This is a genomic window from Hyalangium gracile, from assembly GCF_020103725.1.
GTDB classification, from domain to species: Bacteria; Myxococcota; Myxococcia; order Myxococcales; family Myxococcaceae; genus Hyalangium; species Hyalangium gracile.
Genome location: NZ_JAHXBG010000003.1, coordinates 416,749 through 442,189 on the forward strand (window position 1 = coordinate 416,749; position 25,441 = coordinate 442,189).

Below are 25,441 nucleotides of genomic sequence, written 5' to 3' on the forward strand. Positions count from 1 at the left end.
GCATTTCCCTATCCGTTACTCCACGCGCACGCGCGTCGAGCTGAAGACGTAGGTGGTGGCCGCGGTGCCGCCGGCGTCCATCCCGAAGGACTTGGACTCCACGTAGCACTGGTCGAAGGCGTACGTGACGGCCTGGTCCGTCACGGAGATGCCCTTGTTCTTGGACAGGTTGGCCACCAGCTGGAAGCCGGCGCGCTCGTCCAGGAGCTGGTTGAGCTTGAGGCTCGTCGAGCGCACGACGAGCTCGCCCACCACGGTGCGCAGGCCGAAGCTCACGTCGATGCGCTCATCGCTCCCGATGGCGCGGATGTCCTCCCGCTCGGTGACGACGCGGAAGGCCAGTGAGTGCAGCCCCTCCAGGGGCTCACCGTCCACCAGGATGCTGCTGCTATTGGCAGAGAAGATGGTTGGCACGGGACTCCCCCCTCATCACGTCTGGATCTGGATGGTGGCGTAGATGTAGTCCATGGCCCTCACGGGCCGGACCGCGATGTCCACGCGGACGATGCCCAGGGCGAAGTCCGCCTGGGACGAGTACACGTCGACCTTGAAGGCCGGATCCGCGCCGTCCGTGGACGGCACGATGGCGCTCTCCTTCTCCATCTGGAGGAGGAACTCGGCCAGCTTCTGCCGCAGCGCGCTGCGCCCGTCCGCGGTGTTCAGCGAGCCGATGAACAGGTCTCCCAGCATCTTCACGCCGCGCACCGCGTGGTCCGCGACGCGCCGCACGTTGATCTGGTCTCCGTCCGTCGTCAGGCCGCGCAGCACCACCAGGCCCTTGCTGGGCTCGTTGGCCACGGTGACGACGCTGCCGCCCACCAGGGTGTTCTGGTCGTCGATGCCGATGACCGTCTTGAGCCGGCCCAGCCCCGCCACGCGCTTGAAGGTCGGCGAGTAGTAGTAGGGCAGGCTGCCCACCATGCCGGCCACCGCGCCCACGGTGCCGGGCGGCGTCACCAGCACGAAGCGGTCGGACATGAGGTGGCGCGCCATGTCCACCTGCGCCTCGGGCTCCATGTCCGGAGGCACCTGGCCGAAGCCGATGCGGCCCTTGCAGTCGGCCGCCATCACGTTGCAGTGGCTGATGACCTCGCTGTAGACGCTCGTCACCTTGTCCACGTCCCCGAAGTCCTGGAGCCCCACCAGCACCATGTCCACGTCGGGCTGGTCCCGCAGGCGCTGAAGCGCGGCGCTGTAGTCGGCGGCGGTGGCGTCCTTGCCCCCGGAGAAGGTGAGCGTCTGGGTGTCCAGCGGCCACTCCAGGCTGCTCACGGTGAGCGCGAAGGGCTCCTCGCCCTCCTTCTTCTTGTCGAGGATGCGCTGCAAGCCCTGGATGAGCTGGGACTCGGCGCCCGGGAAGCGCAGGCCCTCGAAGAGCGCCAGCGGGGCGAACTCGCCGGCCGCCTGGGCCTTCTGCATCACCGTGACGGTGGACACGCCATCCTTGGTGGTGGCCGTCACCTTGAGGTCCGGCCCGCCCTTGACGGACTGCAGCACGAGCACCGGCTTCGCGCTCGAGGCCCGGCCATCATCCAGCAGGACGATCTGCTGATCTCCGGTGTCTCCGCCCTTGAGCGTCTTCGCCGTGGCGGAGGACACGAAGCGGATGCTGCTGCTGGCCACCGCCAGCGAGGAGGCCCTCGCCAGGGTGTCCACGATGTACTGGCCGGAGCCGGGCTCGACGGTGAGCTGGCGGTACGTCTCGAACTCGCCGGTGCCGGGCCGCTCGATCTCCAGATCGAAGTTGAGCGGCTCGTCCTTGGCGTTGCGGCGCGACGTCACGCGCACCCGCAGGCCGTTGGCCCAGGTGCCGGCGGCGCGCGCGGTGAGCTGCAGGCTCGGACCGGAGACGCCTGGCAGCGCGGCGGTGGCCTTGGTGCCACCACTCACCGGAGAGACGACGAGCTGGAAGACTCCATTATCCAGCGCCTGCCGGGCCTCGGGGATGCTGTACGCGGCGCTGGGACCGCAGCCATCCACCAGACGGCCCCAGCTCGACGCACGCTCGACTCCCTTCAGCTCCTTTTCGACGATGCCCACGAGCCCCAGCACCCCAGAGGGCGCGAGCTGCTGCGGAACGACGTCCTTGACCACCGTTACTTGGACGCCAGGTACGATGCGAGCCATCCATTCCCCCTCCCAGGCAGCTAGCAGCGGTTGAGGTGCCTCTCGCCTGAGCGCGCGAAGTGTTCGCACATCAACACAGTGAATTCAATGTCCCTTTGGCTGGGGTCCTCATGACGAGACGTGGCACGTCTCATCTGTGATTCCGACAACGCGCTCGCGTGTAAGGGTTTCCCCTCAGCGAGATGCCCTGGAGTGCGGCATTGCGTACAGTCACGATCGCTGGATGCGCTGCCAGAGGCGCAGGGGGGATGACGCATGAGAACAAAGGCGTATCAGCTCGTGGCGTGGCAGCAGCCCGCGGAGCTGCGTGAAGTGGATGTTCGCGAGCCGGGTCCAGGCGAGGTGCTCCTCAAGGTCGGCGGCGCGGGGGCGTGCCACTCGGATCTCACCCTGATGGGGATTCCGCCGGGCTTCATGCCCTATACGCTGCCCTTCACGCTGGGCCATGAGGCGGCGGGCTGGGTGGAGGCGCTGGGTCCGGGAGTGACGGGGTTCGAGCGCGGAGAGCCCGTGCTCGTCTATGGCCCGTGGGGCTGCGGGCGTTGCAAGCCGTGCCGCCAGGGAAGTGAGAACCATTGCGAGCGCGTGTCCGAGCTGCGCTCCCACGGGGGTGGACTGGGGCGGGACGGGAGCATGGCCCACTACCTGCTCGTGCCTTCGTCGCGGCTGCTGGTGCCGCTGGGCTCGTTGGATCCGCGGGACTGGGCGCCCCTGGTGGATGCGGCGCTGACGCCCTACCACGCCATCAAGCGGGCCCTGCCGCAGCTGGTGCCGGGCTCGACGGCGGTGGTCATCGGCGTGGGAGGCCTGGGACAGATGGCGGTGCAGCTGCTGCGCGCCGTGAGCCCCGCGCGAGTCATCGCGGTGGACACCTCGGCGGAGAAGCTGGCGCGAGCGAAGGATCTGGGCGCGGATGCCACGGTGCGCTCGGACGACCGCCCCGTGGAGCAGATCCGCGAGCTGACGCGAGGGCTGGGCGCGGAGCTGGTGCTGGACATCGTGGGCGTGGACTCGACGCTGCAGCTGGCCGCTGGCGTGGCGCGCACGCGCGGACAGCTCGCGGTGATCGGGCTGGGGGGCGGCGTGCTTCCCTTCAATTTCTTCAGCATCCCGCAGGAGTGTCAGGTGGTGGCGCCGTACTGGGGGACGCTCCCCGAGCTGATGGAGGTGCTGGAGCTGGCGCATGCGGGGCGCATCCGGATGACGGTGGAGCGCTTCCCGCTGGAGCAGGCCGCGGAGGCATACAAGCGCATGCGCGAGGGGACGCTGAAGGGGCGAGCGATCATCACTCCCCACGGCTGATCCGCTCCAGGAGGGCAGGAGCCAGGCAGCCGACTCGTGACGTATGCTCCAGCGCCGCCCCAGGAGACGAACTCCTGGGAGCCTGCCGCTTGGAGCCCCGCAACATGAGCAACCGCAGCAACGCCTCGCTGTACGATCGCCTGGGTGGCGTCTACGCCATCTCCGCCGTGGTGGACACCTTCATCGACCGCATCATGGTGGACCCGGTCCTGAACGCGAACCCACTGGTGGACGAGGCGCACCACCGCGTACCGAAGGCGGGGTTCAAGTACCTGGTGACGGAGATGGTGTGCATGGCCACGGGAGGCCCGCAGCGGTACACGGGCAAGGCGATGAAGGAGTCGCACCACCACCTGAAGATCACCCCGGCCGAGTGGACCGTGTTCGCCGGCCACTTCAAGGCGGTGCTGGACCACTACAAGGTGCCCGAGGCCGAGCAGAAGGAGCTGTTCGAGCTCGTCGGCACCACGCGCGGGGACATCGTGATGGAGGAGGTCCCCGCGGCGCGCAAGGCCAGCTGACAGGCCTCGCCGCCAGGGCTCAGGTTCGAGCGCGCGAACTGCGTCGGGCCCTGTAGATCTTCTGTCGCTCGCGAACCACCTCGGGAGGAGGGATGCCCGCCTCCCGATGGCGCGAGAGCAGGCCTCCCAGGACCATGCGGATCTGGCGCTCGAAGGCCTGGGGCTGCTCCAGGAAGAAGGGCCAGAGGACGTCCAGGGACTCCCGCGCGGCGCTCAAGGCCTCCTGGCGCCTGCCGAGCCTGCTCAGGAGCTCGCCCAGGTTGTTCAAGCTCTTGGCCAGCTCGGGCAGGAAAGCCTTCGGGTGCTTCCGCGCCAGCTCGCGGTAGAGCCCCACCGTCTCGTGCGCGCCGCCCAGCGCCTCCTCTCCTCTCCCCAACAGGCCCAGGAAGTTGCAGACATTGCTCAGGGCCATGGCTACGTCCGGCAGGAACATCTCGGGGTGCCTGCGCGCCAGCGTGCGGTAGTGGTCCAAGGCCTCCTGAGCGGAGACCAACGCCTCTTCGTTCCTCCCGAGATCGCTCTGAAACACCCCCAGGTTGTTCACCCCCATCGCCAGCTCCGGCAGGAACACCCCCGGGTGTTTCTGCTCCAATGCACGGTAGTGGCGGACCGCTTCTCGCGCGAAGGCCAGGGCTTCTTCCTTGCTCCCGAGCTCACTGTGGAATGTCGCCAGGTTGGCCAGGCACATGGACAGGTCGTGCAGGAACGCCTCCGGCTGCTTCCGTATCAGCTCGTGGTAGTGGCCCACCGCCTCCTGCGCGGAGCGCAGCGCTTCCTCCCTCCTTCCAAGCTCGCTCTGAAACAGGCCCAGGTTGTTCAGGCTGTGCGCGAACGTCGGCTGGAACGCCTCCGGGTGCTTCCGCGCCAGCTCGCGGTAGTGGCCCACCGCTTCCCGGGTCGAGTCCAACGCCTCCTCTCTCCTTCCCAGCTGGCCCTGGGACTTCCCCAGGTTGAGCAGGCTCATGGCCAGGTCCGGCAGGAACGCCTCGGGGTGCTTCTCCACCAGCGCGCGGTAGTGGATCACCGCCTCCCACGCGGAGCCCAGCGCCTCCTCTCTCATGCCCAGCTCGCCCTGACACAACCCGAGGCTGTTCAGGCTATGCGCCAGCCGGGGCATGAACGCCTCGGGCTGCTTCCCCGCGAGCGTGCGGTAGTGACTCACCGCTTCCTGCTCGGAGCGCAGCGCCTCCTCCCGCTTTCCCAGCTCGCTCTGAAAGAGGCCCAGGTTGATCAGACTGAGCGCCAGGTCCGGCAGGAATGCCTCGGGGTGCCTCTGCACCAGCGTGCGGAAGTGCCCCACCGACTCCTCCGAGGAGCGCAGCGCCTCCTCCCGCTTTCCCAGCTCGCTCTGAAACCCGCCCAGGCTGGTCAGGCTCGTCGCCAGGTCCGACAGGAATGCCTCGGGGTGCTTCCGAGCCAGCTCGCGGTAGTGGCCTACCGCCTCCTGGGAGAGACGCAGCGCCTCCTCTCTCCTTCCTAGCTCGCTCTCGAAGAGGCCCAGGTTGGTCAGGCTCATGGCCAGCTCGGGCAGGAACGCCTCGGGGTGCTTTCGCGCGAGCCCGCGATAGTGGCCCAACGACTCACGGGATGAGCCCACTGCCTCGTCCCTCATCCCCCGCTCGCTCTGACACCTGGCCAGATTGCTCAGACACAGCGCCAGGTTGGGCAGGAACTGCTCCGGGTCCTTCCGCGCCAGCGCACGATAGAGGGCCACTGCTTCCAGTGCGGAGCCCAGCGCCTCCTCTCGTCTTCCCATCTCGCCTTGAAACAGGCTGAGATTGTTCAGGCTCATCGCCAGGTTCGGCAGGGACTCTTCCGAGCCCTGCTCCGCCAGCGTGCGGTAGTGGCCCACCGCCTCCAGCAATGCGGCCAGGGCCTCCTCCCTTCTTCCCATCTCGCTGAGAGACTGGCCCAGGTTGTTCAGGCCGAGCGCCAGCTCCGACAGGTACGCTTCCGGGTGCGCGTGCGCCAGCGCGCGGTAGTGGCGCACAGCCTGTTGAGTGGAATCCAGCGACCCCTCTCTCTGGCCCAGCTGGGTCTGGAAGAGCCCCAGGTTGTTGAGCAGCTGCGCTCTCTCCGCCAGGGACTCGGTGCTCTCGTCTGGAGGCAGGTGCTTCAGCAGGAGCGTCAACACCCGGACGGCCACTCCCCGGAGGGAGATCGATCGCTCCGGCAGCCCAGCCTCCATCAGCCTCCGGGCCACTTCGGGCGTGCCTTCTCGCTCGAGCGCCTTCTCCAGCTCTCCACCGAGCGCGGCGTAGGCCATGCGCTGGCCGACGGCCTTGGCCGCCTCCAGTGCGGCGACCGCTCGCGTCTCCACCGCACCTTCGAGCAACGAGGAGATCCAGCCCCCGGCCTCGGCGGCTCCGATGGACAGCCGGCCCAACACCTCGAAGCCGGCACGCAGCGTCCCCTCATCGGCGCCGTCGAACACACTCCGCAGCCATCCCGAGGCCGCCCTGCCCTCCCCTCGTAACGTCCGAAGCACCAGCGCTTCGCCCAGCAGGTCCGGCTCCAGGCCTCCTACCTTCCACGCTTGCGCCGCCGCGCCGCCCTTCGGGTACAGGTCCTGCAGCAACAGCAGCAACAGCTCATCCCGCGCGCCACATGAGCGCTCCAGCAAGGCGAGCGCCTCCTGCCGACTCGAGGCCCCTCCGGTGAGCGTCAGCGCCGTCACCGCGTGCCGGACCCGCTCCTGGAACAGACGCCGGTCCGCATCCATCACCCCGACGGGCTTCCGCGTCTCCAGCCAGGTGGCCCAGAAGTGCTCCTCGTGGTCGAGGATCCCCTCCATCAGGCTCTCGGCCGTGAACGGAATCTCCCGGACAGCGGCCAGGGCCGCCATGTGGATGTACAGCACCCGGCCAAAGCGGGGATCCTCCAGACTCGATGGCAGCTGCGTCGGCGACTTGCTCCCGAGCAGCTCGGCGAAGCGCCGCGCCGCGTGCCAGAACACAGCCTCGCGCTCCGCTCCCTCGGGCGCGACGGGTGCCACCTCCACCGGAGGCCTGTCGCGCAGGAGAGCCCGAAGCTCGGCGCTCCGCTTCTGGAGCTCCTCCCACCAGGCCCCGGGCTCACGCGCGATGAGGACGATGCGCAGCCGCTCGCGGCCTCCCGCGCTCCGGAGACGCGCCGCGATCTGGAGGAGCGCTCCCAAGCCCTGGTGGCTCTCCGCGTAGTCGACGACCACGAAGGTGGGCCGCTCCGTGGAGGAGACCGCCAGCGGCTCGAAGTGGTCCGCGTCCACGCTCCCTTCCAGGAAGCCTGCTCGCCACCCCTGCTCCCCCAGCTCCTTGCACCACTGGATGAACAGGTGCGTCTTGCCGATACCGCCCGCGCCATGGAAGAGCTGGACGCTCACGGACTCTTCCGCGTCGCACCAGGCTTGAAGCTCTCGCAGCAGCTCGGCGCGGATGGGACGGAAGAACTCCACCAGCTGGTAGCGCGCATTCAGCAGCGTCGCCGCGCTGCGCTCGCGTGGGGGCAGCACCGTACCGGGGACCAGGAGCCGGTCGCTCGCGCCCTCATCCTTCCGGAGCGAGGCCGCCGGCGGCAGGTGCTGGCGCAGGAAGGCCAGCAAGCACTCGGCGGAGGCCCGCGCGGCGAAGTCCTGGAAGTGGTCGCCCTTCCGCGGATCGCCAAAGTCCGTCACGCCCTTCATCACGATCATGTAGGGCAGCGCCAGCTCATGCGCGAGCGCCGCGATCGCCGAGGCCTCCATCTCCAGCCCCTTGACCTTGCGCACGGTCATCGCCAGCTCGTCGAAGACCCGCGGATCCCTCACCACCCTGCTGCCCGTGGCGATGGGCCCCACATGGACCTTGAATGGTCTCGGCTCCGGCAAGCCATCCGGGTAGCGGTTCAGCAGCCGCTCGATGCGCTCGCGGCCCTCGTCCGTGAGCCGCAGCTTCCCGTCCTCGACCAGGCGCGCCTTCCAGAGCTGATCGATGACCTCCTCGTAATCTGGGCACCGCTTCGCCCTGTCGGGGTGCCTGCGCGGATCCTCTCCCTCCTGGAGCCGCTCCAGCACCCAGTCCCGCTGGGCCTCGTAGGCTCGCGGGCGAAGGCCCAGCCACGGGCTGCTCGCGTCCGGGGCGAACGAGCGGGCCGCGTCCTTCCAGCGTGCGTTGAGCTGGTACTGGGAGACGTCACTCAGCACCCGGGACGACTCGGCGCCCGAGCCGTCCCTGGCGAGCTCGAGCCTGCCGGTGTCATACGTCCACAGGCGGTCCGCGATGATGACATCGCCCAGCTCGACCTCTCCCGGGCGTCCCGCGCACCCGCCACACATGGCGAGGCACCGAGGCGAGTAGGCCTGAACGATGGGAGCCGCGGCGGTGACGGCCGCCACCCCGCCCATCTCGCGAGAGCGGGTCACCGCCACGCGAAGTGTTCCACCCCCAACAGCCTGGAAGGTCCGCAGCGCCACCTCGAAGCCCGCGGGCCCCGGCCGCTTCACCCAGTCACTGCCCCGCTCCGCGCCCGTGCCCACCTCCAGCACGGCGTCGTACTCCCCCGGGGTGGCGGCGACGATGAGCGCGTCCACCATCTCCCGAGGCGCCTGACCCGACCCCTGCTGGCTCAAGGACCCTCCCAGGCGCCGGACAACCCCTCCGCCCGCGCTCTCCCGCCCGTCCCATAGCATCGCTCCCCGCCGCGCCTCCAGTGCTAGGCTGGAGCCCGCATGAGCACCTCCCCCACTCGCCGGCAGGCCGCGCTGGCAGCTCTCGCCCTCGACGACGAGGCGCTGCTGAAGGCCTGCGACGTGGAGTACTTCATCGCCTCCGGCCCCGGCGGCCAGCACCGCAACAAGACCGAGAGCGGCGTGCGCCTCACCCACCCGCCCACCGAGCTCTCCATCACCGCCACCGAGCGCCGCAGCCAGCTGCAGAACAAGGGCGTGGCGCTGGAGCGCCTGCGCGAGGCCCTCAAGGCGCTCACCTTCGTGCCCAAGGTGCGCCGCGCGACGAAGCCCTCGAAGGGCGCGCAGAAGCGCCGCCTGGAGAACAAGAAGCTCACGGGCCAGAAGAAGGCCATGCGCGGCAAGAAGGACCTCTGGTGAGCCACCCCCCGACGCCGGCGGCTGGCCGCGCGGAGCTTCCCCCCATGCCCACCCTCGAAGACGCCATCGCCCTGGCCGTGGAGGCCCACCGGGGCCAGCGAGACAAGGCCGGGCAGAGCTACATCCTCCACCCGCTGCGCGTCATGATGCGCCTGGAGACGGACGCCGAGCGGATGGCGGCCATCCTCCACGACGTGGTGGAGGACACGCCCTACACGCTGGAGCGCCTGCGCGAGCTGGGCTACCCGGAAGAGGTGCTCGGCGCGCTGGACTGCCTGACGAAGCGGGAAGGCGAGACGTACGAGGCCTTCATCGAGCGCGTCCGTCCCCACCCGCTCGCACGACGCGTGAAGCTGGCGGACCTGGAGGACAACATGGACGTGCGGCGGCTGCCGACCGTGGGCCCCAGGGAGGCCGAGCGACTGGCCCGCTACCGCGCCGCCTGGACCCGCCTGAAGGAGGCGTGAAGTCGGCCAGCCACTCGCCGCGACGCCACCCCACGCCAGCGCGCTCGCAGAGGGACGTCCGCACGTCCGCCTCAGCCGCCTGCCCTTGAACACCCCTGTCGCCGTTGTGACCTTTCCTCCAAGGTCCCTCGGTCGAGGAGGCGAGCGCAGGCCATGTCTCAGAGTGTCTCCAATCCAGAGATTAATTCTATCCTCGCCGGTCGCCGCTCGACCCTTCCTCAGGAGCGCACGTAGGTGACGGGGCCAGGCGCGAGCCCTCCTTCCCTGGAGGTGGTCGAGGGAATCACCGAGGAGCAGTCCTGCTTCTTCCTCGAGACCATGGTGGCGTGCGCGCCGGTGGGGCTGGCCTTCGTGGACGTGGCGCTCCGCTTCATCCACGTCAACGACACCCTGGCGGCATACAACGGCCTTCCCCGCTCGGCCCACCTGGGCCATCAGGTGAAGGACGTCATCCCCCAGCTCTGGGAGCTGGTCGAGCCCCACTACCGCCAGGTCCTCGAGCAGGAGACGCCCATCCTCAACCTGCGAATCTCGGGAGAGACGCGCCGGGAGCCCGGCGTCCGTCACACGTGGAGCTGCAGCTACTACCCCGTTCGCGACCGGGGCGGCTCGCTGTGCGGCATCGGGACGATCGTAACGGACATCACCGAGCAGTGCCGGGCCGAGGAGGCGCTCGCGAGCACCGAGCGAGCGCTGCGGCAGACGACGGCGGCCCTGCAGCGCAGCGAGGAGCGCTACCGCACCTTCATCAACCAGAGCACCGAGGGCATCTGGCGGATGGAGCTCGTCCCCCCCATCCCCGTGTCGCTGCCCGAGGACGCCCAGATCGAGGCCATGTTCGGCACCGCCTACCTCGCCGAGTGCAACAGCGCCATGGCGAGGATGCACGGCCTGCAGGCGCCCACCTCGTCGGTGGGACGCAGGCTGGATCAATTCCTCACCCGCACCAGTCAGCGTGACACGGAGTACCTCCGGGCCTTCATCCGCAGCGGCTATCGGCTGGAGAGCTCCGAGTCGCGGGAGGTGAGCCGGGATGGCTCGCTCAAGGTGTTCCTCAGCTGCCTGGTGGGCGTGGTGGAGAACGGCCTGCTCGTCCGCGCCTGGGGCACCCAGCGCGACGTGACGGAGCAGACCCTCGCCCGGATGGCCCTGGAGTCCAGCCAGGAGGAGGCCCGGCACCACGCGTGGCAGCTGCGCGTCATCACCGACTCCCTGCCAGCGCTGGTCACCTATATCGACCGGGATGAGCGTGTCCTCTTCTGCAACCAGACCCACGAGACGTGGTTCGGGCTGAAGCCCGAGCAGCTCATGGGCAAGACGGTGCGCGAGATCTTCCTGGACCAGTATGCGCGCGTGAGGGACTGGACCCGCAGGGCCCTGGACGGCGAGACCCTGAGCTACGAGGCCGCCTATACCCGCAAGGACGGACAGCAGATCCACGTGCAGGCCACGTACGTCCCGAGACGTGATGAGCAGGGACAGGTGCAGGGCTTCGTGGCCCACCTTCACGATGTGACGGACCGCAAGCTGGCGGAGGCCGAGCTGGAGGCCCAGCGCTCCCGGCTCCACGACATCCTCATCCACTGTCCGGCCTCCATCTGCATCTTGAGCGGCCCCCGACAGGTCTTCACCCTCGTCAACCCCATCTTCCAGCGACTGGCGGGAGGCAGGGCGCTCCTGGGAACCTCCCTGATGGACGCGCTGCCCACCCCCGAGGCGCGCGCCTTCTCCGAGAAGGTTCGCCGCGTCTACGAAACGGGAGAGCCCCTCTTCGAGAAGGAGGCCCCGCTGCGAGTCGTGAGCGGTGAGGGCTGGGCGAACGAGCGGCTCTTCAACTTCCTGCTCCACCCCCTGCGGGATGCCCGAGGGGACGTAGACTCGGTGATGGCCTTCGCCATCGACGTGACGGAGGAGGTCCAGGCGCGGCGGAAGGTGGAGGAGTGGGCCGCGCAGCTCTCCCACCAGGAGCGGTGGCTGCGCTCGGTGCTCGACTTCATGCCCGTCGCGCTGCTGCTGCTGGAGCCCGACAGCGGCCGGGTGCTCTTCGCGAACCGGCACGCCCACCGGATGGCGGGAGGGACCTTTCCCCTGGGGGTGCCCGCGTCGGCCTACGACTCGGCCTACCACCTCCTGGATGAGGACGGCAGGCCCATCCCCATGGATCGGGTCCCCGGGGTGCGAGCCGCCCGAGGAGAGCGCGTCCAGGGCGCGTCCCTGATCTGGGTCACCCCCGTGGGGCGCTACCGCCTGCACATCGACTCCGAGACGCTCCCCGCGGCCCATGGCCACCCGGCCACCGTGCTGCTGGCGCTCCAGGACGTGAGCCAGCTCAAGCAGATGCAGGATGAGCTCCAGAAGGCCGTCCAGCTCCGGGATGAGTTCCTCACGGTGGCGTCGCATGAGCTGAGGACCCCGCTCACGCCCTTGCAGCTCAAGCTCCAGAGCCTGGTGCGCGACTGCTCGGCCGACCTCCCGCCGGAGCAGCTCCGGGAACGGCTGCGCAAGACCGTCGGGAGCGCCACGCAGCAGGTCCACAAGCTCGTGGAGCTCATCGGCGATCTGCTCGACGTCTCCCGGCTCACCGAGGGCCGGCTGTCCCTGGACATCGAGCCGGTGGACCTCTCCGCCCTGGTGCGAGACGTGGTGGAGCGCTTCGAGCCCCAGGCGCTCCGGGCGGGCTCCCCCCTCGTCGTCCAGGCCGACGAGCCCATCATCGGGTTCTGGGACAGGCTGCGCCTGGAGCAGGTCGTCGACAACCTGCTCTCCAACGCGCTCAAGTACGGACCGGGCAGGCCGGTGACGCTCCGGGTGGAGCAGCACGGGGAAGAGGCCCGGCTCACGGTGAGCGACGAGGGGATCGGCATCCCCTCCGAGAGCCTCCCGCGCATCTTCGAGAAGTTCGAGCGGGCCGTCTCTCCCCGCCACTACGGGGGCCTGGGGCTGGGCCTGTACATCACCCGACAGATCGTCCAGGCGCTGGGAGGCGGCATCCGGGTGGAGAGCCAGCCCGAGCGGGGGGCGACCTTCACGGTGGAGCTGCCCATGGCGTGCGCCAGCCCCCTGCACGAGCCGCCCGCCAGCGCTCCTCCCCCGGCCCCCCCTGGCTGAAAGTGCCTCCGCCAGGCGCCCCGTCGCAACAGCGCTCTTGTCCTTCGGCCCGAGCACGGCTAACTCGCTCTACCGACTTGGAGCAAGGGAGCAAGGGAGAGCGCCATGCAGGTCGTCAGTGTGAAGAAGGCCCTCGCGGGCTCGGTGCCCGCGGGCTCGAAGGTGGAGGTCCGCGGCTGGGTGCGCACGCGTCGCGACTCGAAGGCCGGGATCAGCTTCGTCAACGTGCACGATGGCTCGGTCTTCGATCCCATCCAGGTGGTCGCGCCCAGCTCGCTGCCCAACTACGAGAAGGAGATCCTCCACCTCACGGCGGGCTGCTCCGTCATCTGCCGCGGCACGCTGGTGCAGTCCCAGGGCAAGGGCCAGGCCTTCGAGCTCCAGGCGGACGAGGTCCAGGTGCTGGGCATGGTGGATGACGTGGAGACCTACCCCATCCAGCCCAAGCAGCACACGCTGGAGTTCCTGCGCGAGGTGGCGCACCTGCGCGTGCGCACCAACACCTTCGGGGCCATCACCCGCGTGCGGCACTCGGCGATGCAGGCCATCCACCGCTTCTTCCACGAGGAGGGCTTCTTCTGGGTGAACACGCCCATCATCACCGCCAGCGACGCGGAGGGCGCCGGGCAGATGTTCCGCGTCTCCACGCTGGACGTGGTGAACCCGCCGCGCACGCCGGAGGGGAAGATCGACTGGCACAAGGACTTCTTCGGCAAGGAGGCCTACCTCACCGTGTCCGGGCAGCTGAACGTGGAGGCCTACTGCCTGGCCATGTCCAAGGTGTACACGTTCGGCCCCACCTTCCGCGCGGAGAACTCGAACACCACGCGCCACCTGGCCGAGTTCTGGATGATCGAGCCGGAGATCGCCTTCGCCAACCTGAACGACGACGCGGACCTGGCCGAGCGCTTCCTCAAGTATGTCTTCAAGGCGGTGCTGTCCGAGTGCGGCCCGGACTTCAAGTTCTTCGAGGAGCGCGTGCAGAAGGGCGTCACCGAGCGCCTGGAGAAGTTCATCAACTCCAGCTTCGAGCGCATCGACTACACGAAGGCCATCGACATCCTGAAGAGCGCCAAGAAGAAGTGGGACTACGCGCCCGAGTGGGGCAATGACTTGCAGACCGAGCACGAGCGCTACCTCACCGAGGAGCACGTGGGCCGGCCGGTGGTGGTGATGAACTACCCGGAGAAGATCAAGGCCTTCTACATGCGCATCAACGAGGACGGCAGAACCGTGGCGGCCATGGACGTGCTGGCCCCGGGCATCGGAGAGATCATCGGCGGCAGCCAGCGCGAGGAGCGGCTGGACGTGCTGGACAAGCGCATGCAGCAGTTCGGCCTGAAGCCCGAGCACTACCAGTGGTACCGCGACCTGCGCCGGTACGGCACGGTGCCGCACGCGGGCTTCGGGCTCGGGTTCGAGCGCCTCATCGTCTACATGTGCGGCCTGCAGAACATCCGTGACGCCATTCCCTACCCGCGCGTGCCGGGCTGGGCGCAGTTCTGAGCGGCGCAAAGGCAGACGGAACCATCGACGTTCGCTTGCAAGGTGTAGTATTGCTGCCTTTCTGAGGCAGTGCGCTGCACCTTGCAGGCGGGGGAGATGTGGCACGCGATCATCGGCTTGTCCTTGAGCTGCAGGCAGGACCGTTCGCGGCCCCGGACCTCGTCGTCACCCGGCTGACGGGCCAGGAGGCCCTCTCCGAGCCCTTCGAGTTCCAGGTCGAGTTCTTCCCCACCTCCCTGGAGCCGCTGGACACCCGCGAGCTGCTCGACACCGCGGCGAGCCTCTCGGTGCGCGATCCGGAGGGGGCCGAGCGCTTCATCCACGGGTGGGTGGAGGCGGTGGAGGATCTCGGCGCGCGGCAGGGTCATCCCGAGTACCGAGTGCGGCTGGTGCCTGGACTGAGGCAGCTGAGCCACGTCCGCCGCAGCCGCATCTTCCAGAACCTCTCCGTCCCGGACATCGTCGCCCAGGTGCTGAAGGCGGGGCATGTGGATCATCGCCTGGCGCTCTCGGGCAGCTACCCCAAGCGCGAGTACTGCGTGCAGTACCGCGAGTCCAACCTGGACTTCGTGCGCCGGCTGCTCGAGGAGGAGGGCATCTTCTACTTCTTCGAGCACGGCCCGGACTCGCACGTGATGGTGCTGGGAGACGGGGCGAGCGCGCACGAGCCGCTGCCGGGCGAGTCCACCCTGCTCTTCCGCGCGGAGACGGGCCAGGCGCCCACGGTGGGCGAGCACATCACCCGGGTGGCGCGCACGCACCGGCTGCTCCCGGCCCGGGTGGCGCTCCGGGACTTCGACTTCGAGCGCCCCACGTTGGATCTCACCGCCCAGGCCAGGGAGAGCCAGGGCGTCCAGGCGCTGGAGATCTACGACTACCCGGGTGACTACGTGCAGCCCGCGGAGGGCAAGCGGCTGAGCAAGGTGCGCCTGGAGGAGCTGCGCTTCGGCGTGAGGACGCTGGCGTGCGCGGGGACGTGCCACCGGTTGCTTCCGGGGTCCACCTTCTCGCTGGCGGAGCACCCGGACGGAGAGCTCAACGGGGAGCTGCTCGTGGTTCGCGTCCGCCACGAGGGACGGCGCCAGGAGATCGTCGGGGACGCGGAGGCCGTCGAGGGCTCCTACCGCAACGAGTTCGAGACGCTCCCAGCGGGTGTTCCGTACCGGCCTCGCCGCGCGACGACTCGGCCCGTCATTCCAGGCATCCAGACGGCCACCGTGGTGGGGCCCTCGGGCGAGGAGCTGCAGCCGGACGGGCACCACCGCGTCAAGGTCCAGTTCCACTGGGACCGGGAGGGGCAGCGCAACGAGCAGAGCTCCTGCTGGGTGCGGGTGGGCCAGTCCTGGTCGGGCGAGGGCTGGGGGGCCAGCTTCATTCCCCGCGTCGGGCAGGAGGTGGTCGTCCGCTTCCTGGAGGGCAACCCGGACCGGCCGCTGGTGGTGGGCGCCGTCTACAACGGGAGCAACCCTCCTCCGGTGGCCCTGCCCGACGAGAAGACGAAGAGCACCCAGCGCACGGACTCCAGCCCGGGGGGCGGAGGCTTCAACGAGGTGCGCCTCGAGGACGCGGCGGGAGAGGAGGAGGTCTACCTCCACGCCCAGAAGGACGAGAACCTCGAGACCCTCAACGACAAGACGCAGATCATCCGGGGTAACGAGACGCTCCTGGTGGAGAAGGATCGCTCCCGGCAGGTGAATGGCAACCAGTCGCTCGCGGTGAAGCTGGAGGATGACTCGGCCATCGAGGGCAACCAGTCGCTGACGGTGACGGGCAACCGGGACACGCGGGTGAAGGAGAGCCAGGACGAAGGGGTGGAGGGGAGCCAGAGCATCACCGTGGCCATGGCCCACACCCTGAACGTCAAGGAGGCCGTCGCGGTCAACGTGGGAGCCGCCGCGGCGCTCACCATCGGCGCGGCCTACTCGGTGAACGTGGCCCTGGCCTTCAACAAGGCGGTGGGCGGGGCCCGGCTGGAGCAGATCGCCGGACTGAAGAGCGAGGACGTGGGCGTCGACCGCTCGGAGACGATCGGCGGCACCCGGAGCAGCGACGTGCTGGGCGAGGTGGAGGAGGTGGTGAAGGGCAAGCTGGTCCAGGACACGGGCCAGGACCGGAAGGACGAGTCCGGCCGGCACACCTTCACCGAGGTGAAACAGGAGACGGCCTTCACCTCGAAGGACATGAAGTTCAAGGCGGACGAGGCGGCCGTGGTGGTGGGTGACGAGCTGGCGCTGCTGATCGACAAGTCCGGGACGGTGAAGATCTGGGCGAAAGAGCTCACCGTGGACGGCTCGAAGCTCAAGCTCAAGGGCAGCAAGATCGAGAAGAAGTCCGGAGGCAGCGGCCAGGGCAAGTCCTTCCAGGAGGTGTTGGATCCCTCGGTGGCGAACGAGGTGGCCAGCCACCAGGGAGACCAGGGGCCGCTCTCGCCCCAGGACGCCAAGGCCTTCAAGGACGGCAAGTACACCGAGAAGGTCCTCACGAAGGACGTGCAGGTGGAGCGCCTCCACGGAGGTGGAGCCTTCCCCCAGGGACGCTGGGTGACGGGCGGGCCGCGCCCGCTGGGGCTCGAGGGGAAGATCCGCATGGCGCTGCGCCCCGAGTGGGGCAACGCCGCCTCCCAGTCCAGCTCGTTCACCCTCAAGGCGGGGACCAAGGTGTACGAGGGCGTCGTCGCGGGCCAGGGTACGGGCTACGCCGGCGGGGCGACGCAGATCCTCATCGATGTGCCCAAGGCGGTGCTCGAGAAGGGCGGCGCCGCCACGGGCACGTTTCTCAAGACGGTGTTCCTCTAGGAAAGGCTGGCAGCCGTGGGACTGCTCCCCAGACGTTCCATCCTCTCCAAGCTGCACCCGGGCCAGGAGTTCGGGTCGCTCGAGGAGCTGCTGCTCTTCCAGCAGCGGCTGGCTGCCGAGCTGGAGAAGGGCGCGGTGGAGCGCATCCCCGTGGGCAAGCTGTACTCCCACACCACCCCCGAGGAGTGGTACCGGGAGAAGGACTCGGGCACCGTCTACCGCTACATTCCCCCCGAGTTCCCTCTCAAGGGGCGCTGGGCGCACGTGGAGGATCCCGAGGAGCGCTCCTACTTCGAGCAGCTCTGCGGGACGGATCGGCCGACGAAGGAGCAGTACGCCTCGCTCGCCGCCGAGCTGGAGAAGCGCTGGCGACAGGGCGAGGTCGAGCGCGCTCCCAGTACGAGCTCGAAGATCGCGGGAACCTGGGTGTACCACCACGCTCCTTCGGACGAGACCTTCGAACTCTTCCCTCCCCTGCCCTCCACCGGGTGGGCCATGTGGCGGAAGGTCTTCCGCTCCGAGAAGGCGGGGAGCTGGCCCGGCGAGCTGAAGAGGGACGTACCACCGGCCCGCGGTGGAACCGAGCGGGAGAGGAAGTGACCCATGGCGATTGCCACTGCGCCGCTGGCGGCGAACCAGGCGGAGTTCGAGTTCGAGTGTGGTCCCCACCCGGTGGGAGAGCTGGCCGTGCTCGGCTTCACGGTGGAGGAGTCGCTCTCGGCGCTCTACCAGGCGGAGATCGAGCTGGTGCCCGGCCCGGACATCGAGGTGGACGGCGCGGGCCTGCTCGGACAGGACGCGCTGCTCACGATGCAGCTGGGAGACGGCTCGGCGCGCTTCCTCCACGGCATCATCGGCCACGTGCGGTGCTGGGACGAGGGCACCGGCCCCGAGCGCAAGCGCTGCCGCGTGCGCGTGGTGCCGAAGCTGTGGACGCAGCGGCACGTGCGCCGCAGCCGCATCTTCCAGGAGATGACCACGCCGGACATCGTGAAGAAGCTCCTCGGCGAGGCGGGCGTGGAGCACCGGCTGGCGCTCTCGGGCAGCTACCCCAAGCGCGAGTACTGCGTGCAGTACCGCGAGTCCAACCTGGACTTCATCTCCCGGCTGCTCGAGGAGGAGGGCATCTTCTACTTCTTCGAGCACGAGCAGGGCTCCCACACGCTGGTGCTGGGGGATGCGCCCTCCGTGCACGAGCCGCTCGCCGGGGAGTCCCGTCTGGTGTTCCGGGACCGGAGCCACATGGTGGCGGGAGCGGAGGCGGTGAACGAGTTCGCCTCGCGCCACGAGGTGCAGCCCGGCGCGGTGATGCTGCGCGACTACAACTTCCTGCGGCCCTCGAGCGACTTGAGCGCGGATGCCTCGGCGGACGGCGCCGACGCGGTGCTGGAGGTGTACGACTACCCCGGGCGCTATGACGACGTGGGAGCGGGGCGTAACTACTCGAAGGTGCGCCTGGAGGAGCTGCGCGCGCGGGCGGAGACAGCCACGGGCTCGAGCGTCTCCCGGCGACTGACGCCGGGCTACACGTTCGAGCTGGCCGAGCACTCGACGGGCGCCTACGACGGCGAGTACCTGGTGGTGTCCGTCACGCACCGGGGTTCCCAGCCAGAGGTGCTGCCGGGCACACAGGCCCAGCGGCCCGGAGAGCAGCACGAGCCCTACCGCAACCACTTCACCTGCCTGCGCAAGGCGGTGCCCTTCCGGCCCGAGCGGAAGACGTCACGCCCGTGGCTGCCGGGTCCGCAGACGGCGGTGGTGGTGGGCCCGGCGGGCGAGGAGATCCACACGGATGAGCACGGGCGCATCAAGGTGCAGTTCCACTGGGACCGCGAGGGCAAGGGGGACGACAAGAGCTCCTGCTGGATCCGGGTGAGTCAGGCGTGGGCGGGACCGGGCTGGGGCGCGCTGTACCTGCCGCGCATCGGGCAGGAGGTGGTGGTGGAGTTCCTGGAGGGGGATCCGGACCGGCCGCTGGTGACGGGGAGCGTGTACAACGGGCACCACCCGCCTCCGCTGGAGCTGCCAGGGGAGAAGACGAAGAGCACGCTGCGCTCGAACTCGAGCCCGGGAGGTGGAGGCTTCAACGAGCTGCGCTTCGAGGACGCGGCGGGCTCGGAGGAGGTGTTCTTCCACGCGCAGAAGGACTTCAACATCGTCGTGGAGAACGACAAGTCCCAGCAGGTGGGCGGCAACGAGAAGCTGCTGGTGGAGAAGGACCGGAGCCGGGAGGTGCACGGCAACCAGTCGCTCCAGGTGAAGAAGGACGACTCGTCGGTCATCGGCGGCAACCAGACGCTGGACGTGACGAAGAACCGCTCGACGACGGTGGGCGGCAACCACACGGAGTCGGTGGGAGGAAATCAGTCCGTCACGGTGGGAGGGGCGCAGAGCGTGTCGGTGACGCTGGCGTCGGCGGAGAACATCGGCCTGGGCAAGGCGGTGAACATCGGCGGGGCCTACGCGGTGACGGTGGGCGGCGCGATGAACGAGCTGGTGGGCGGGCTGAAGTCCGAGCAGGTGGGTGGCGCGAAGGTGGAGATGGTGGGCGCCAAGAAGTCCGAGACGGTGAAGGGCAACCGCACGTTGAGCGTGGGCGGGGACTCCTCGGAGACGGTGAAGAAGAAGCGCAACCTGAAGGTGGACCAGGACCACCTGATCAACGTGGGAGGCAAGTTCCAGATCCTCGCGAAGGAGAGCTACGCCATCCAGGGCAAGGAGCTGGTTCTGTCGGCGGAGGAGTCATTCACGCTGCAGGTGGGCAGCGCCACCATCCAGGTGAAGAAGGACGGCAAGGTCGTCATCAAGGGCGGGAAGATCGAAGTCACCGCCTCGGGTGACATGGTGCTGAAGGCCTCGGAGATCAAAGAGAACTGAGCCCCTGTTGTCATGCCGAACCTCGAGAACCTCACGAGCTTCAGCGCGGTGGACCTGCCCTCCATGAACAAGGAGGGCGAGGAGCTGCTGGTCATCTGCGTCGCGGGGCGGTTCGACCTGCCGCCCGCCGGAAGGCCATCCAGTGAGCCGCCCAAGCCGAGCGAGGAGCAACGGCCGCCGGTGATGGAGGACGTCTACTGGGGCGAGCCCGGCGCCTCGAGCCTGCGCTACGAGGGACAGACGGCCTACACCCGCCCGGGGACGGACATCTACGTCTCGGGACACGCGTGGGCTCCGGGAGGAAAGCCTGTCCCGGAGATGCTGGCGGCAGTGAAGGTGGGCCCCTGCCAGAAGGGGATTCGCGTCTTCGGAACGCGTGTCTGGTACCGCGGAGCCTTGGGGCTCAAGGCCTCGGCGCCAAGGCCCTTCGAGTCCATGCCGCTGCGGTACGAGCGCAGCTTCGGCGGGGTGGCAGCCTCGACTGGGAAGGAGCCGCCGGCGTACGAGCCGAGGAACCCGGTGGGGATGGGGTTCTATGGTTCGGCCAAGGAGGCCGTGGAGCAGCCGCTGCCGAACCTGGAGGATCCGCTCCATCTGATGAGCAGCCCGACGGACCGGGTGGCACCCGCCGGCTTCGGCCCAGTGGCTCGAAGCTGGCAGCCCCGCCTCGCGTTCGCTGGCACCTACGACCAGGCGTGGACAGAGCAGCGCGCCCCTCTGTGGCCGAGGGATTTCGATCCGCGATTCTTCCAGGCCGCGTCACCCGGGCTCATCGCCTCGGCTGGACTCAAGGGCGGGGAGCCCGTGGTCCTCGGTGGCTTTTCACCCGATGGGCAGATCTCCTTCCCGCTTCCTCGCCATCGGTTGATGGTCAAGAGCGTGTTCCGAAACCGCGTCGACCGGCGGGCGATGCTCCTGGACGCGGTACAGGTCGACATGACCGAGCGGGCGCTGACGATCATCTGGCGCGCGGCGATTCCGGCCCATCGAGAACTGGCCCAGCACGAGAACAGTCTCATCAGGGAGTTGGAGCACTGGGAGGAAGCACCCTCATGAATGCGCGTCGGCGAGGCGTGGAAGACAAGCAATGCTCAGGCAGCTGATCACTGCTCCGCAGTGGAGCTTCGCATCTCCCGCCTCCGAGAGAACCCTCCATGGCCATACCGGGCGCGCCTGAGCACCAGGCTTGTCCCTGCGTGGGAAAGGTCCCGACAGCTACATCTTCTCCACGCCTCCCAGGTCTTCGATGATGGCCCGGAAGCGTTGGAACTCCTTGGGGTCTCGCCCTCCCGCTCGAAACCAGAAGTTCGGCGCGTCGGGCCTCCGAGAGAGCTCGATGCATGCGTCTCCTCTCTCGAAGAGCAGACAGTGCCGCGGATACGGGAGCCTACGGAAGCCCAGCTTCTCGAAGCTCGCAGCCAGATCCTCTATCTCAGGAGCATCCTGAGACGTGGAACTGACGAAGTAACTGGCGCGAAGAGAGAACTTCGAAAGGCAGACATTCTCCATACCCCAAACGAAGAGCATTTCCCTGAGACTGACGTAGTACCGCGAGAGGCTTGTCTCCCACGCATCCGTCCCAAAGGGCATCCGAACAACCTCATGATCCCCGTCTTCGGACGGCGCCTCGAGATCCAGCCAGTAGTGCGCCTCGTCCAGGGAAGGGTCCCCGAAGACGAACAGGAACCGCCGTGGCGGCAGCTCCACGGACGCAAACCGATAGAGCTCGGCTATCTTGGTGGGCTCATGCGTATCCACATGGGCGAGGAGTGGCCCTCCATTGATACCCATGACACTGGCGAACGCTCGGTAGAAGGCCGGGAGCGGCTTGCCAAAGGTCTCCTCCAGTTCACTGATGCGCCATTTGTGCGCGCCTTGGAGCGAGCGCCGATAGCCCGGAGCATACCGTTCGAGAAAATCCAAGAGCTCGTCCATGGTTCAGGCGCACTCCTTATGGTTGCCACAGAGCATCTCGGGTAGGAGTTTCTGGCAGACAGCACATGACGGTACGGACTCACCGTGGCCGAACTGAAGCTTCTTCTCCTGGGGAGCCTCGCCTTCCTTCTCCGTACGCAGATGTGTCACGCCAACCGAGGTCTGCACCTTCGCATCCATCTCGGGCCTGCTGGGCACGGGGGAATACCAGCGTTCCGACATGCTCTTGACCTTGTGACCCGACGCGCCTCCCGCCTGAAGGAGTTTGGGGGCCGCACAGGTCCATGTCCTTCCCTCGGTCTCGCCCGAGGCGCGCTGGTAGTCACTCATCTTGAAGGTGTCGACCCGGGTGAAGGGGGTGTCCGCCACGGCTGCCTTGAAACCTGGCGAGACCATGCCTGAACAGCTGGCAAGCATCTTCGGTCGCTGAGGGCATTTACAGATACAGACCCCCACCATATATCCCTGCATATACGTCTGGGTGTGTCTGTCCAACCGCAGCACCGGCCCCATGCCCTGGAGCTGAGCGTTGATGCGCACCAGCAGGCCCTCATACAGGCCATCCAGCCACTTCCTGCGTGCGCTGATCCTTGCCGCTCTTGCAGTGAGACCTCGGGTCTCTGCCGCGTCGGCAGCCCTCGCCAATCTGGCTTTCTTTCGTGCGTACTCATACCTCAGCTCGAGGTACCTATCGATGAGGGGCCTCTGGTCCTTGAATCGATCCCCGAGGGCCTGGAAGACGCTGTCCACGAACCCTTTGACTTCCGGGGTCTCGTGGACCCGGTGGTTCTCCTCCGAGCCGGTGCACAACCTGCACTTCGCGTCATCTCCGTAGGCGAGCCCCGTGCCTCCCTTCGCGATGAAGCAGACGTTGAAGGTGTTGCCGTTGTGCATGGTGGGATCGAGGAACCGCGTCACGCCTTTTCCCTCGACCTTGACGTCGGTGCTGGAACCGCTCCACGTCATCTTTCCCTTGAACTTCGAGGAGACGAGCCCTCCCAGGGTTCCAGGCTCGTCCCCGGAGCTCAGGCTGATCTCTGAGTCCGCGAGCGCAATCGCGTTACCCGCGATCGTCGTCGTCTTACTGCCCTTGGAGAGCATCGAGTCCTGCGCCGAGTTCACAAAGGGCGTAGGAACCGGGCCGCCGGGCGTTGGTACCTTGCACACGTCTGGCGGCGCCGAGACATGCGTGTTCCCATCTCCCTTGTGGAGGATCGAGCGACCATTCGCGAAGACTTTTGTCATGACGCCCCCCTCAGCTGACAGGCGAAGTCCCTACTACACACGCGCCAATGCGTCCTCCATCAGCGCTCCCATATAGCAAAGCCCGCGATGCCTCGCGCTGCTGACGAGCGCTCGGGAACAGCGCGGCCCCCAGCATGACGGGGCCTGCCCCACCTCCGCAGTCGCCGAGTCCTTCTCCTGCCACCTGGAATCGCAGTGGCTCCGGCATCAGCGCGGCGTTGCGCAAGTACGCTCGAGAGAACTCCGTTGACCAGAACGACTCTCCAGGCTGGCATGCCAGCACGGAATCCACCCGCTGCGAGCCCATCGCGGGTGCCCCGCGTAACTGTCGAAACACCTGCGTCAGCCCCTCCGCCATGCTTGGAACAGCCCGCGCGAAAGGCCGCGATTCCTCCCCGAGCGCCGTGGCCAGGAGCACACCCAATGCCTCACGGCTCGACGTTCTGGCGGCTGCCGGCCGCGCGACGAGCACAAACCCGGCGGCCTCACCTGGGATGCGCCCATCCGGATTCAGCGCCCCGAGGTGGAGCTGCTTCGCGGCGAGCGCCCTCAGCGACATCCCGTCACACAGCGAGTCGACTGCTCCTACCAGAGCCACGGGCCCTGATCGACCCGTTCGCAGATCCGTCTGCGCCGCGACAAGGGCCTCGAAGAATCCAGCCCGCCCGCCTTCGTACATTCCCGCGAGTTCGAGCCGTCCCCGCGCCACTGCCAACAATGCCTTGATCAGTTCATCTCGTTTCACTGCCGCGCCCACTCCCGCCTCCGGCAGCCCGAGATACAGCGGAACCGGCTTCATGCCCTCTTCCGAGAAGAACCCCGTCACCTCCAAGAGCGCCTCGCGTCCCAAAGCGATCATCCGGTCCGTACGCGACAACGAAGGCTCGAGGAGTTGGAGCCTCGAAGCACGAACCGGCTCGCCCGTACCGTCCAACACCTCCGTTTCGGAGAATCGCACCACCCCCGCTCGCATGGAGGCGAGCGACGTCTGCGCCGAGATTCCAACGGGCGTGCAGAGGCCCAACCCCAGGAAGAGTTCCCCTCCCATGCATTGCCCCGCTCGAGCAAGAGAGCACACCTTACCGGCTGCGCCGTCATTCGTCAGACTGAGTATAGAATGAGGTGAGCTGAGCGTGTGAAAGTGACATGAGAGATCTCCCGTCCCTTCGTCAGCATCCTGGCTTGGTGGAGTTCCTCCGCGATTTCCAGGAGGAGCACCTCTCGGAGGTCGAGTTCCTCCTCGGCCAACGCAGGCGGTACGTGTGGAACCCCGAGATCCCATGGCCCGACCTCGCTGATCTGGAACGACGCATCGAGGCCCATGTCGATGCGCTATGCCTGGGAGGTGGGACAGCCCTGGAGCTGGCTCGTGAGGCCATGGCTGGAGGCGATGAAGCGCAGGTCATGGCGGGGGCCTACGTCGTCGCCTCGTTCCAGGAGAAGGATGGAACGGACGGACTGGGCGAAGCGATCCGCACCCTGGAGGAGACGGCCGAGGATCTGCTGAGCGTCTGGGAGGAGGTGCTCGTCCTCTTGGAGCATCCCCGCGTCGCCGAGCGGACGAATCCGCTGCTGGCCTCCGCTCGTCCCGAGGTGCGCGCTGTGGCCGCTCGCATCCTCGGGCGCCGCCATGAGGGCAACGCCGAACGCATCCTCCCGCTGTTGGATGACGCCTCGCCCGAGGCTCGCAGTGCCGCCGTCATGGCCCTGGCTCGGCTCGACTACCGCCCCGCCGTCACGGCCATCGAGAACCTGCTTCAGTACGTTCCTGTCTCGGAGTGGGAGCCGCTGACCTTCGCCGCGCTCTGCCTGGGTTCTCCTCGCGCCCTGCGGCACTGCCGCCAGGCCTGTCAGTCAGGGGGGGAGATTCCCCAAGGTTTTCCCCGCCTCCTGGCCATGGCCGGCGAGGAGAGGGACCTTCCGCTGCTCGAGAAGCTCTGCTCCCACCCGAAGCTGGCCTCTCGCGCCATCGCCGCGGTGGGCATCATGGGCGTTCCCTCCTCCGTCCCCTTCCTCATCGAGCACCTCTCCTCGGATGCGCTCGAGGTCCGGCTCGCCTCCGGCGCCGCGCTCAACCTCATCACTGGCGCGAACCTCCATGTGAGCGTCCGGGCCATGGAGGAAGGTGCCGATGGCGACGAGCCCGGCCGCATGGTCCGCCTCCCCGTCACGGATGCCACCACCTGGTCTCAGTGGTGGGATGGGCACGTTCCCCGCTTCTCCGGCTCCCGGCGCTTCCGGCGCGGCAAGCCCCTCTCCCTGGGCATCTGCGTCGAGGAGCTCGCCGATCCCTCCAGCCCCTTCGACACTCGCGAGCGCGCCGCTCAGGAGCTGCGCATCCACTCCGGCCAGGCCATCGGCTTCGAGCCCGATTGGCCCATCCGCCGCCAGCGCGCCGCCATCGACCGGTGGCAGGACTGGTGGTCCGACCACCGCGGCTCACGCCCCTTCCGACGGTAGCCCGCAGAAATGAGTCGGCCCGGTACACCCTGAGGC

Annotated in this window: 18 protein-coding genes; 11 read left to right on the forward strand and 7 right to left on the reverse strand. The window is 68.1% G+C overall.

Going from position 1 to position 25,441, the window contains the following annotated elements:
- Positions 1-15: 15 nt before the first annotated feature.
- Both KY572_RS08400 and KY572_RS08405 read right to left on the reverse strand, forming a co-directional pair.
- Positions 16-414, reverse strand: a complete 399-nt coding sequence (locus tag KY572_RS08400; protein WP_224242000.1) for a hypothetical protein — start codon at positions 412-414, stop codon at positions 16-18.
- Positions 415-429: 15 nt separating this feature from the next.
- Entirely contained in the window at positions 430-2,127 is a 1,698-nt protein-coding gene (locus KY572_RS08405; protein ID WP_224242001.1) for a phage tail sheath protein, read from the reverse strand.
- Positions 2,128-2,382: 255 nt separating this feature from the next.
- Between KY572_RS08405 and KY572_RS08410 the strand changes: the two genes are divergently transcribed.
- Positions 2,383-3,429 (forward strand): NAD(P)-dependent alcohol dehydrogenase, encoded by a 1,047-nt coding sequence (locus tag KY572_RS08410; RefSeq protein ID WP_224242002.1) that lies wholly within the window; start codon positions 2,383-2,385, stop codon positions 3,427-3,429.
- Between the two features lie 104 nt (positions 3,430-3,533).
- Positions 3,534-3,950 carry a group I truncated hemoglobin gene (locus KY572_RS08415; RefSeq protein ID WP_224242003.1) on the forward strand — a complete coding sequence of 139 codons (417 nt, stop codon included), beginning with the start codon at positions 3,534-3,536 and terminating at the stop codon, positions 3,948-3,950.
- Positions 3,951-3,969: 19 nt separating this feature from the next.
- Here KY572_RS08415 and KY572_RS08420 read toward each other — a convergent pair whose 3' ends face one another.
- Positions 3,970-8,535, reverse strand: a complete 4,566-nt coding sequence (locus tag KY572_RS08420; protein ID WP_224242004.1) for a tetratricopeptide repeat protein — start codon at positions 8,533-8,535, stop codon at positions 3,970-3,972.
- Positions 8,536-8,634: 99 nt separating this feature from the next.
- Here KY572_RS08420 and KY572_RS08425 point away from each other — a divergent pair, with 99 nt between their 5' ends.
- From KY572_RS08425 to KY572_RS08460, 8 genes are all read left to right on the forward strand, one after another.
- Positions 8,635-9,012, forward strand: a complete 378-nt coding sequence (locus tag KY572_RS08425) for a peptide chain release factor-like protein (RefSeq protein WP_224242005.1) — start codon at positions 8,635-8,637, stop codon at positions 9,010-9,012.
- Positions 9,013-9,056: 44 nt separating this feature from the next.
- Positions 9,057-9,479 (forward strand): HD domain-containing protein, encoded by a 423-nt coding sequence (locus KY572_RS08430; RefSeq protein WP_224242006.1) that lies wholly within the window; start codon positions 9,057-9,059, stop codon positions 9,477-9,479.
- A gap of 234 nt (positions 9,480-9,713) precedes the next feature.
- Complete coding sequence (locus KY572_RS08435) at positions 9,714-12,587, forward strand: PAS domain-containing protein (protein ID WP_224242007.1); 2,874 nt, start codon at positions 9,714-9,716, stop codon at positions 12,585-12,587.
- Positions 12,588-12,692: 105 nt separating this feature from the next.
- Positions 12,693-14,093 (forward strand): asparagine--tRNA ligase, encoded by a 1,401-nt coding sequence (asnS, locus tag KY572_RS08440; protein WP_224242008.1) that lies wholly within the window; start codon positions 12,693-12,695, stop codon positions 14,091-14,093.
- A gap of 98 nt (positions 14,094-14,191) precedes the next feature.
- Entirely contained in the window at positions 14,192-16,888 is a 2,697-nt protein-coding gene (locus KY572_RS08445; protein ID WP_224242009.1) for a type VI secretion system Vgr family protein, read from the forward strand.
- A 15-nt stretch (positions 16,889-16,903) separates the two neighbouring features.
- Positions 16,904-17,488: a hypothetical protein gene (locus KY572_RS08450; protein WP_224242010.1), complete on the forward strand. Its 585-nt coding sequence runs from the start codon at positions 16,904-16,906 to the stop codon at positions 17,486-17,488.
- A gap of 3 nt (positions 17,489-17,491) precedes the next feature.
- Positions 17,492-19,765 carry a type VI secretion system Vgr family protein gene (locus tag KY572_RS08455; RefSeq protein ID WP_224242011.1) on the forward strand — a complete coding sequence of 758 codons (2,274 nt, stop codon included), beginning with the start codon at positions 17,492-17,494 and terminating at the stop codon, positions 19,763-19,765.
- Between the two features lie 12 nt (positions 19,766-19,777).
- Positions 19,778-20,821: a DUF2169 family type VI secretion system accessory protein gene (locus tag KY572_RS08460; RefSeq protein WP_224242012.1), complete on the forward strand. Its 1,044-nt coding sequence runs from the start codon at positions 19,778-19,780 to the stop codon at positions 20,819-20,821.
- A 159-nt stretch (positions 20,822-20,980) separates the two neighbouring features.
- Here the strand turns inward: KY572_RS08460 and KY572_RS08465 are convergent, their stop codons facing one another.
- The 4 genes from KY572_RS08465 to KY572_RS08480 form a co-directional block, all read right to left on the reverse strand.
- The gene (locus KY572_RS08465) at positions 20,981-21,700 is read right to left on the reverse strand and encodes a hypothetical protein (RefSeq protein WP_224242013.1); all 720 of its coding nucleotides are present in this window, start codon (positions 21,698-21,700) and stop codon (positions 20,981-20,983) included.
- A 3-nt stretch (positions 21,701-21,703) separates the two neighbouring features.
- The gene (locus KY572_RS08470) at positions 21,704-22,945 is read right to left on the reverse strand and encodes a DUF4150 domain-containing protein (protein ID WP_224242014.1); all 1,242 of its coding nucleotides are present in this window, start codon (positions 22,943-22,945) and stop codon (positions 21,704-21,706) included.
- Positions 22,946-22,955: 10 nt separating this feature from the next.
- Positions 22,956-23,822 carry a 3-oxoacyl-ACP synthase gene (locus tag KY572_RS08475; RefSeq protein ID WP_224242015.1) on the reverse strand — a complete coding sequence of 289 codons (867 nt, stop codon included), beginning with the start codon at positions 23,820-23,822 and terminating at the stop codon, positions 22,956-22,958.
- Positions 23,823-24,046: 224 nt separating this feature from the next.
- Entirely contained in the window at positions 24,047-24,268 is a 222-nt protein-coding gene (locus KY572_RS08480) for a hypothetical protein (protein WP_224242016.1), read from the reverse strand.
- A 54-nt stretch (positions 24,269-24,322) separates the two neighbouring features.
- Between KY572_RS08480 and KY572_RS08485 the strand changes: the two genes are divergently transcribed.
- Positions 24,323-25,405 (forward strand): HEAT repeat domain-containing protein, encoded by a 1,083-nt coding sequence (locus tag KY572_RS08485; protein WP_224242017.1) that lies wholly within the window; start codon positions 24,323-24,325, stop codon positions 25,403-25,405.
- Positions 25,406-25,441: the final 36 nt, after the last annotated feature.

Bases quoted from the DNA above. Each gene is read 5' to 3' on its own strand.
- KY572_RS08415 (WP_224242003.1), top strand. From the start codon at position 3,534: ATGAGCAACCGCAGCAACGCCTCGCTGTACGATCGCCTGGGTGGCGTC.
- KY572_RS08410 (WP_224242002.1), top strand. From the start codon at position 2,383: ATGAGAACAAAGGCGTATCAGCTCGTGGCGTGGCAGCAGCCCGCGGAG.
- KY572_RS08405 (WP_224242001.1), bottom strand. From the start codon at position 2,127: ATGGCTCGCATCGTACCTGGCGTCCAAGTAACGGTGGTCAAGGACGTC.
- KY572_RS08485 (WP_224242017.1), top strand. From the start codon at position 24,323: ATGGCTGGAGGCGATGAAGCGCAGGTCATGGCGGGGGCCTACGTCGTC.
- KY572_RS08460 (WP_224242012.1), top strand. From the start codon at position 19,778: ATGCCGAACCTCGAGAACCTCACGAGCTTCAGCGCGGTGGACCTGCCC.
- asnS (WP_224242008.1), top strand. From the start codon at position 12,693: ATGCAGGTCGTCAGTGTGAAGAAGGCCCTCGCGGGCTCGGTGCCCGCG.
- KY572_RS08455 (WP_224242011.1), top strand. From the start codon at position 17,492: ATGGCGATTGCCACTGCGCCGCTGGCGGCGAACCAGGCGGAGTTCGAG.
- KY572_RS08480 (WP_224242016.1), bottom strand. From the start codon at position 24,268: ATGGGCCTCGATGCGTCGTTCCAGATCAGCGAGGTCGGGCCATGGGAT.
- KY572_RS08430 (WP_224242006.1), top strand. From the start codon at position 9,057: ATGCCCACCCTCGAAGACGCCATCGCCCTGGCCGTGGAGGCCCACCGG.
- KY572_RS08465 (WP_224242013.1), bottom strand. From the start codon at position 21,700: ATGGACGAGCTCTTGGATTTTCTCGAACGGTATGCTCCGGGCTATCGG.
- KY572_RS08425 (WP_224242005.1), top strand. From the start codon at position 8,635: ATGAGCACCTCCCCCACTCGCCGGCAGGCCGCGCTGGCAGCTCTCGCC.
- KY572_RS08470 (WP_224242014.1), bottom strand. From the start codon at position 22,945: ATGACAAAAGTCTTCGCGAATGGTCGCTCGATCCTCCACAAGGGAGAT.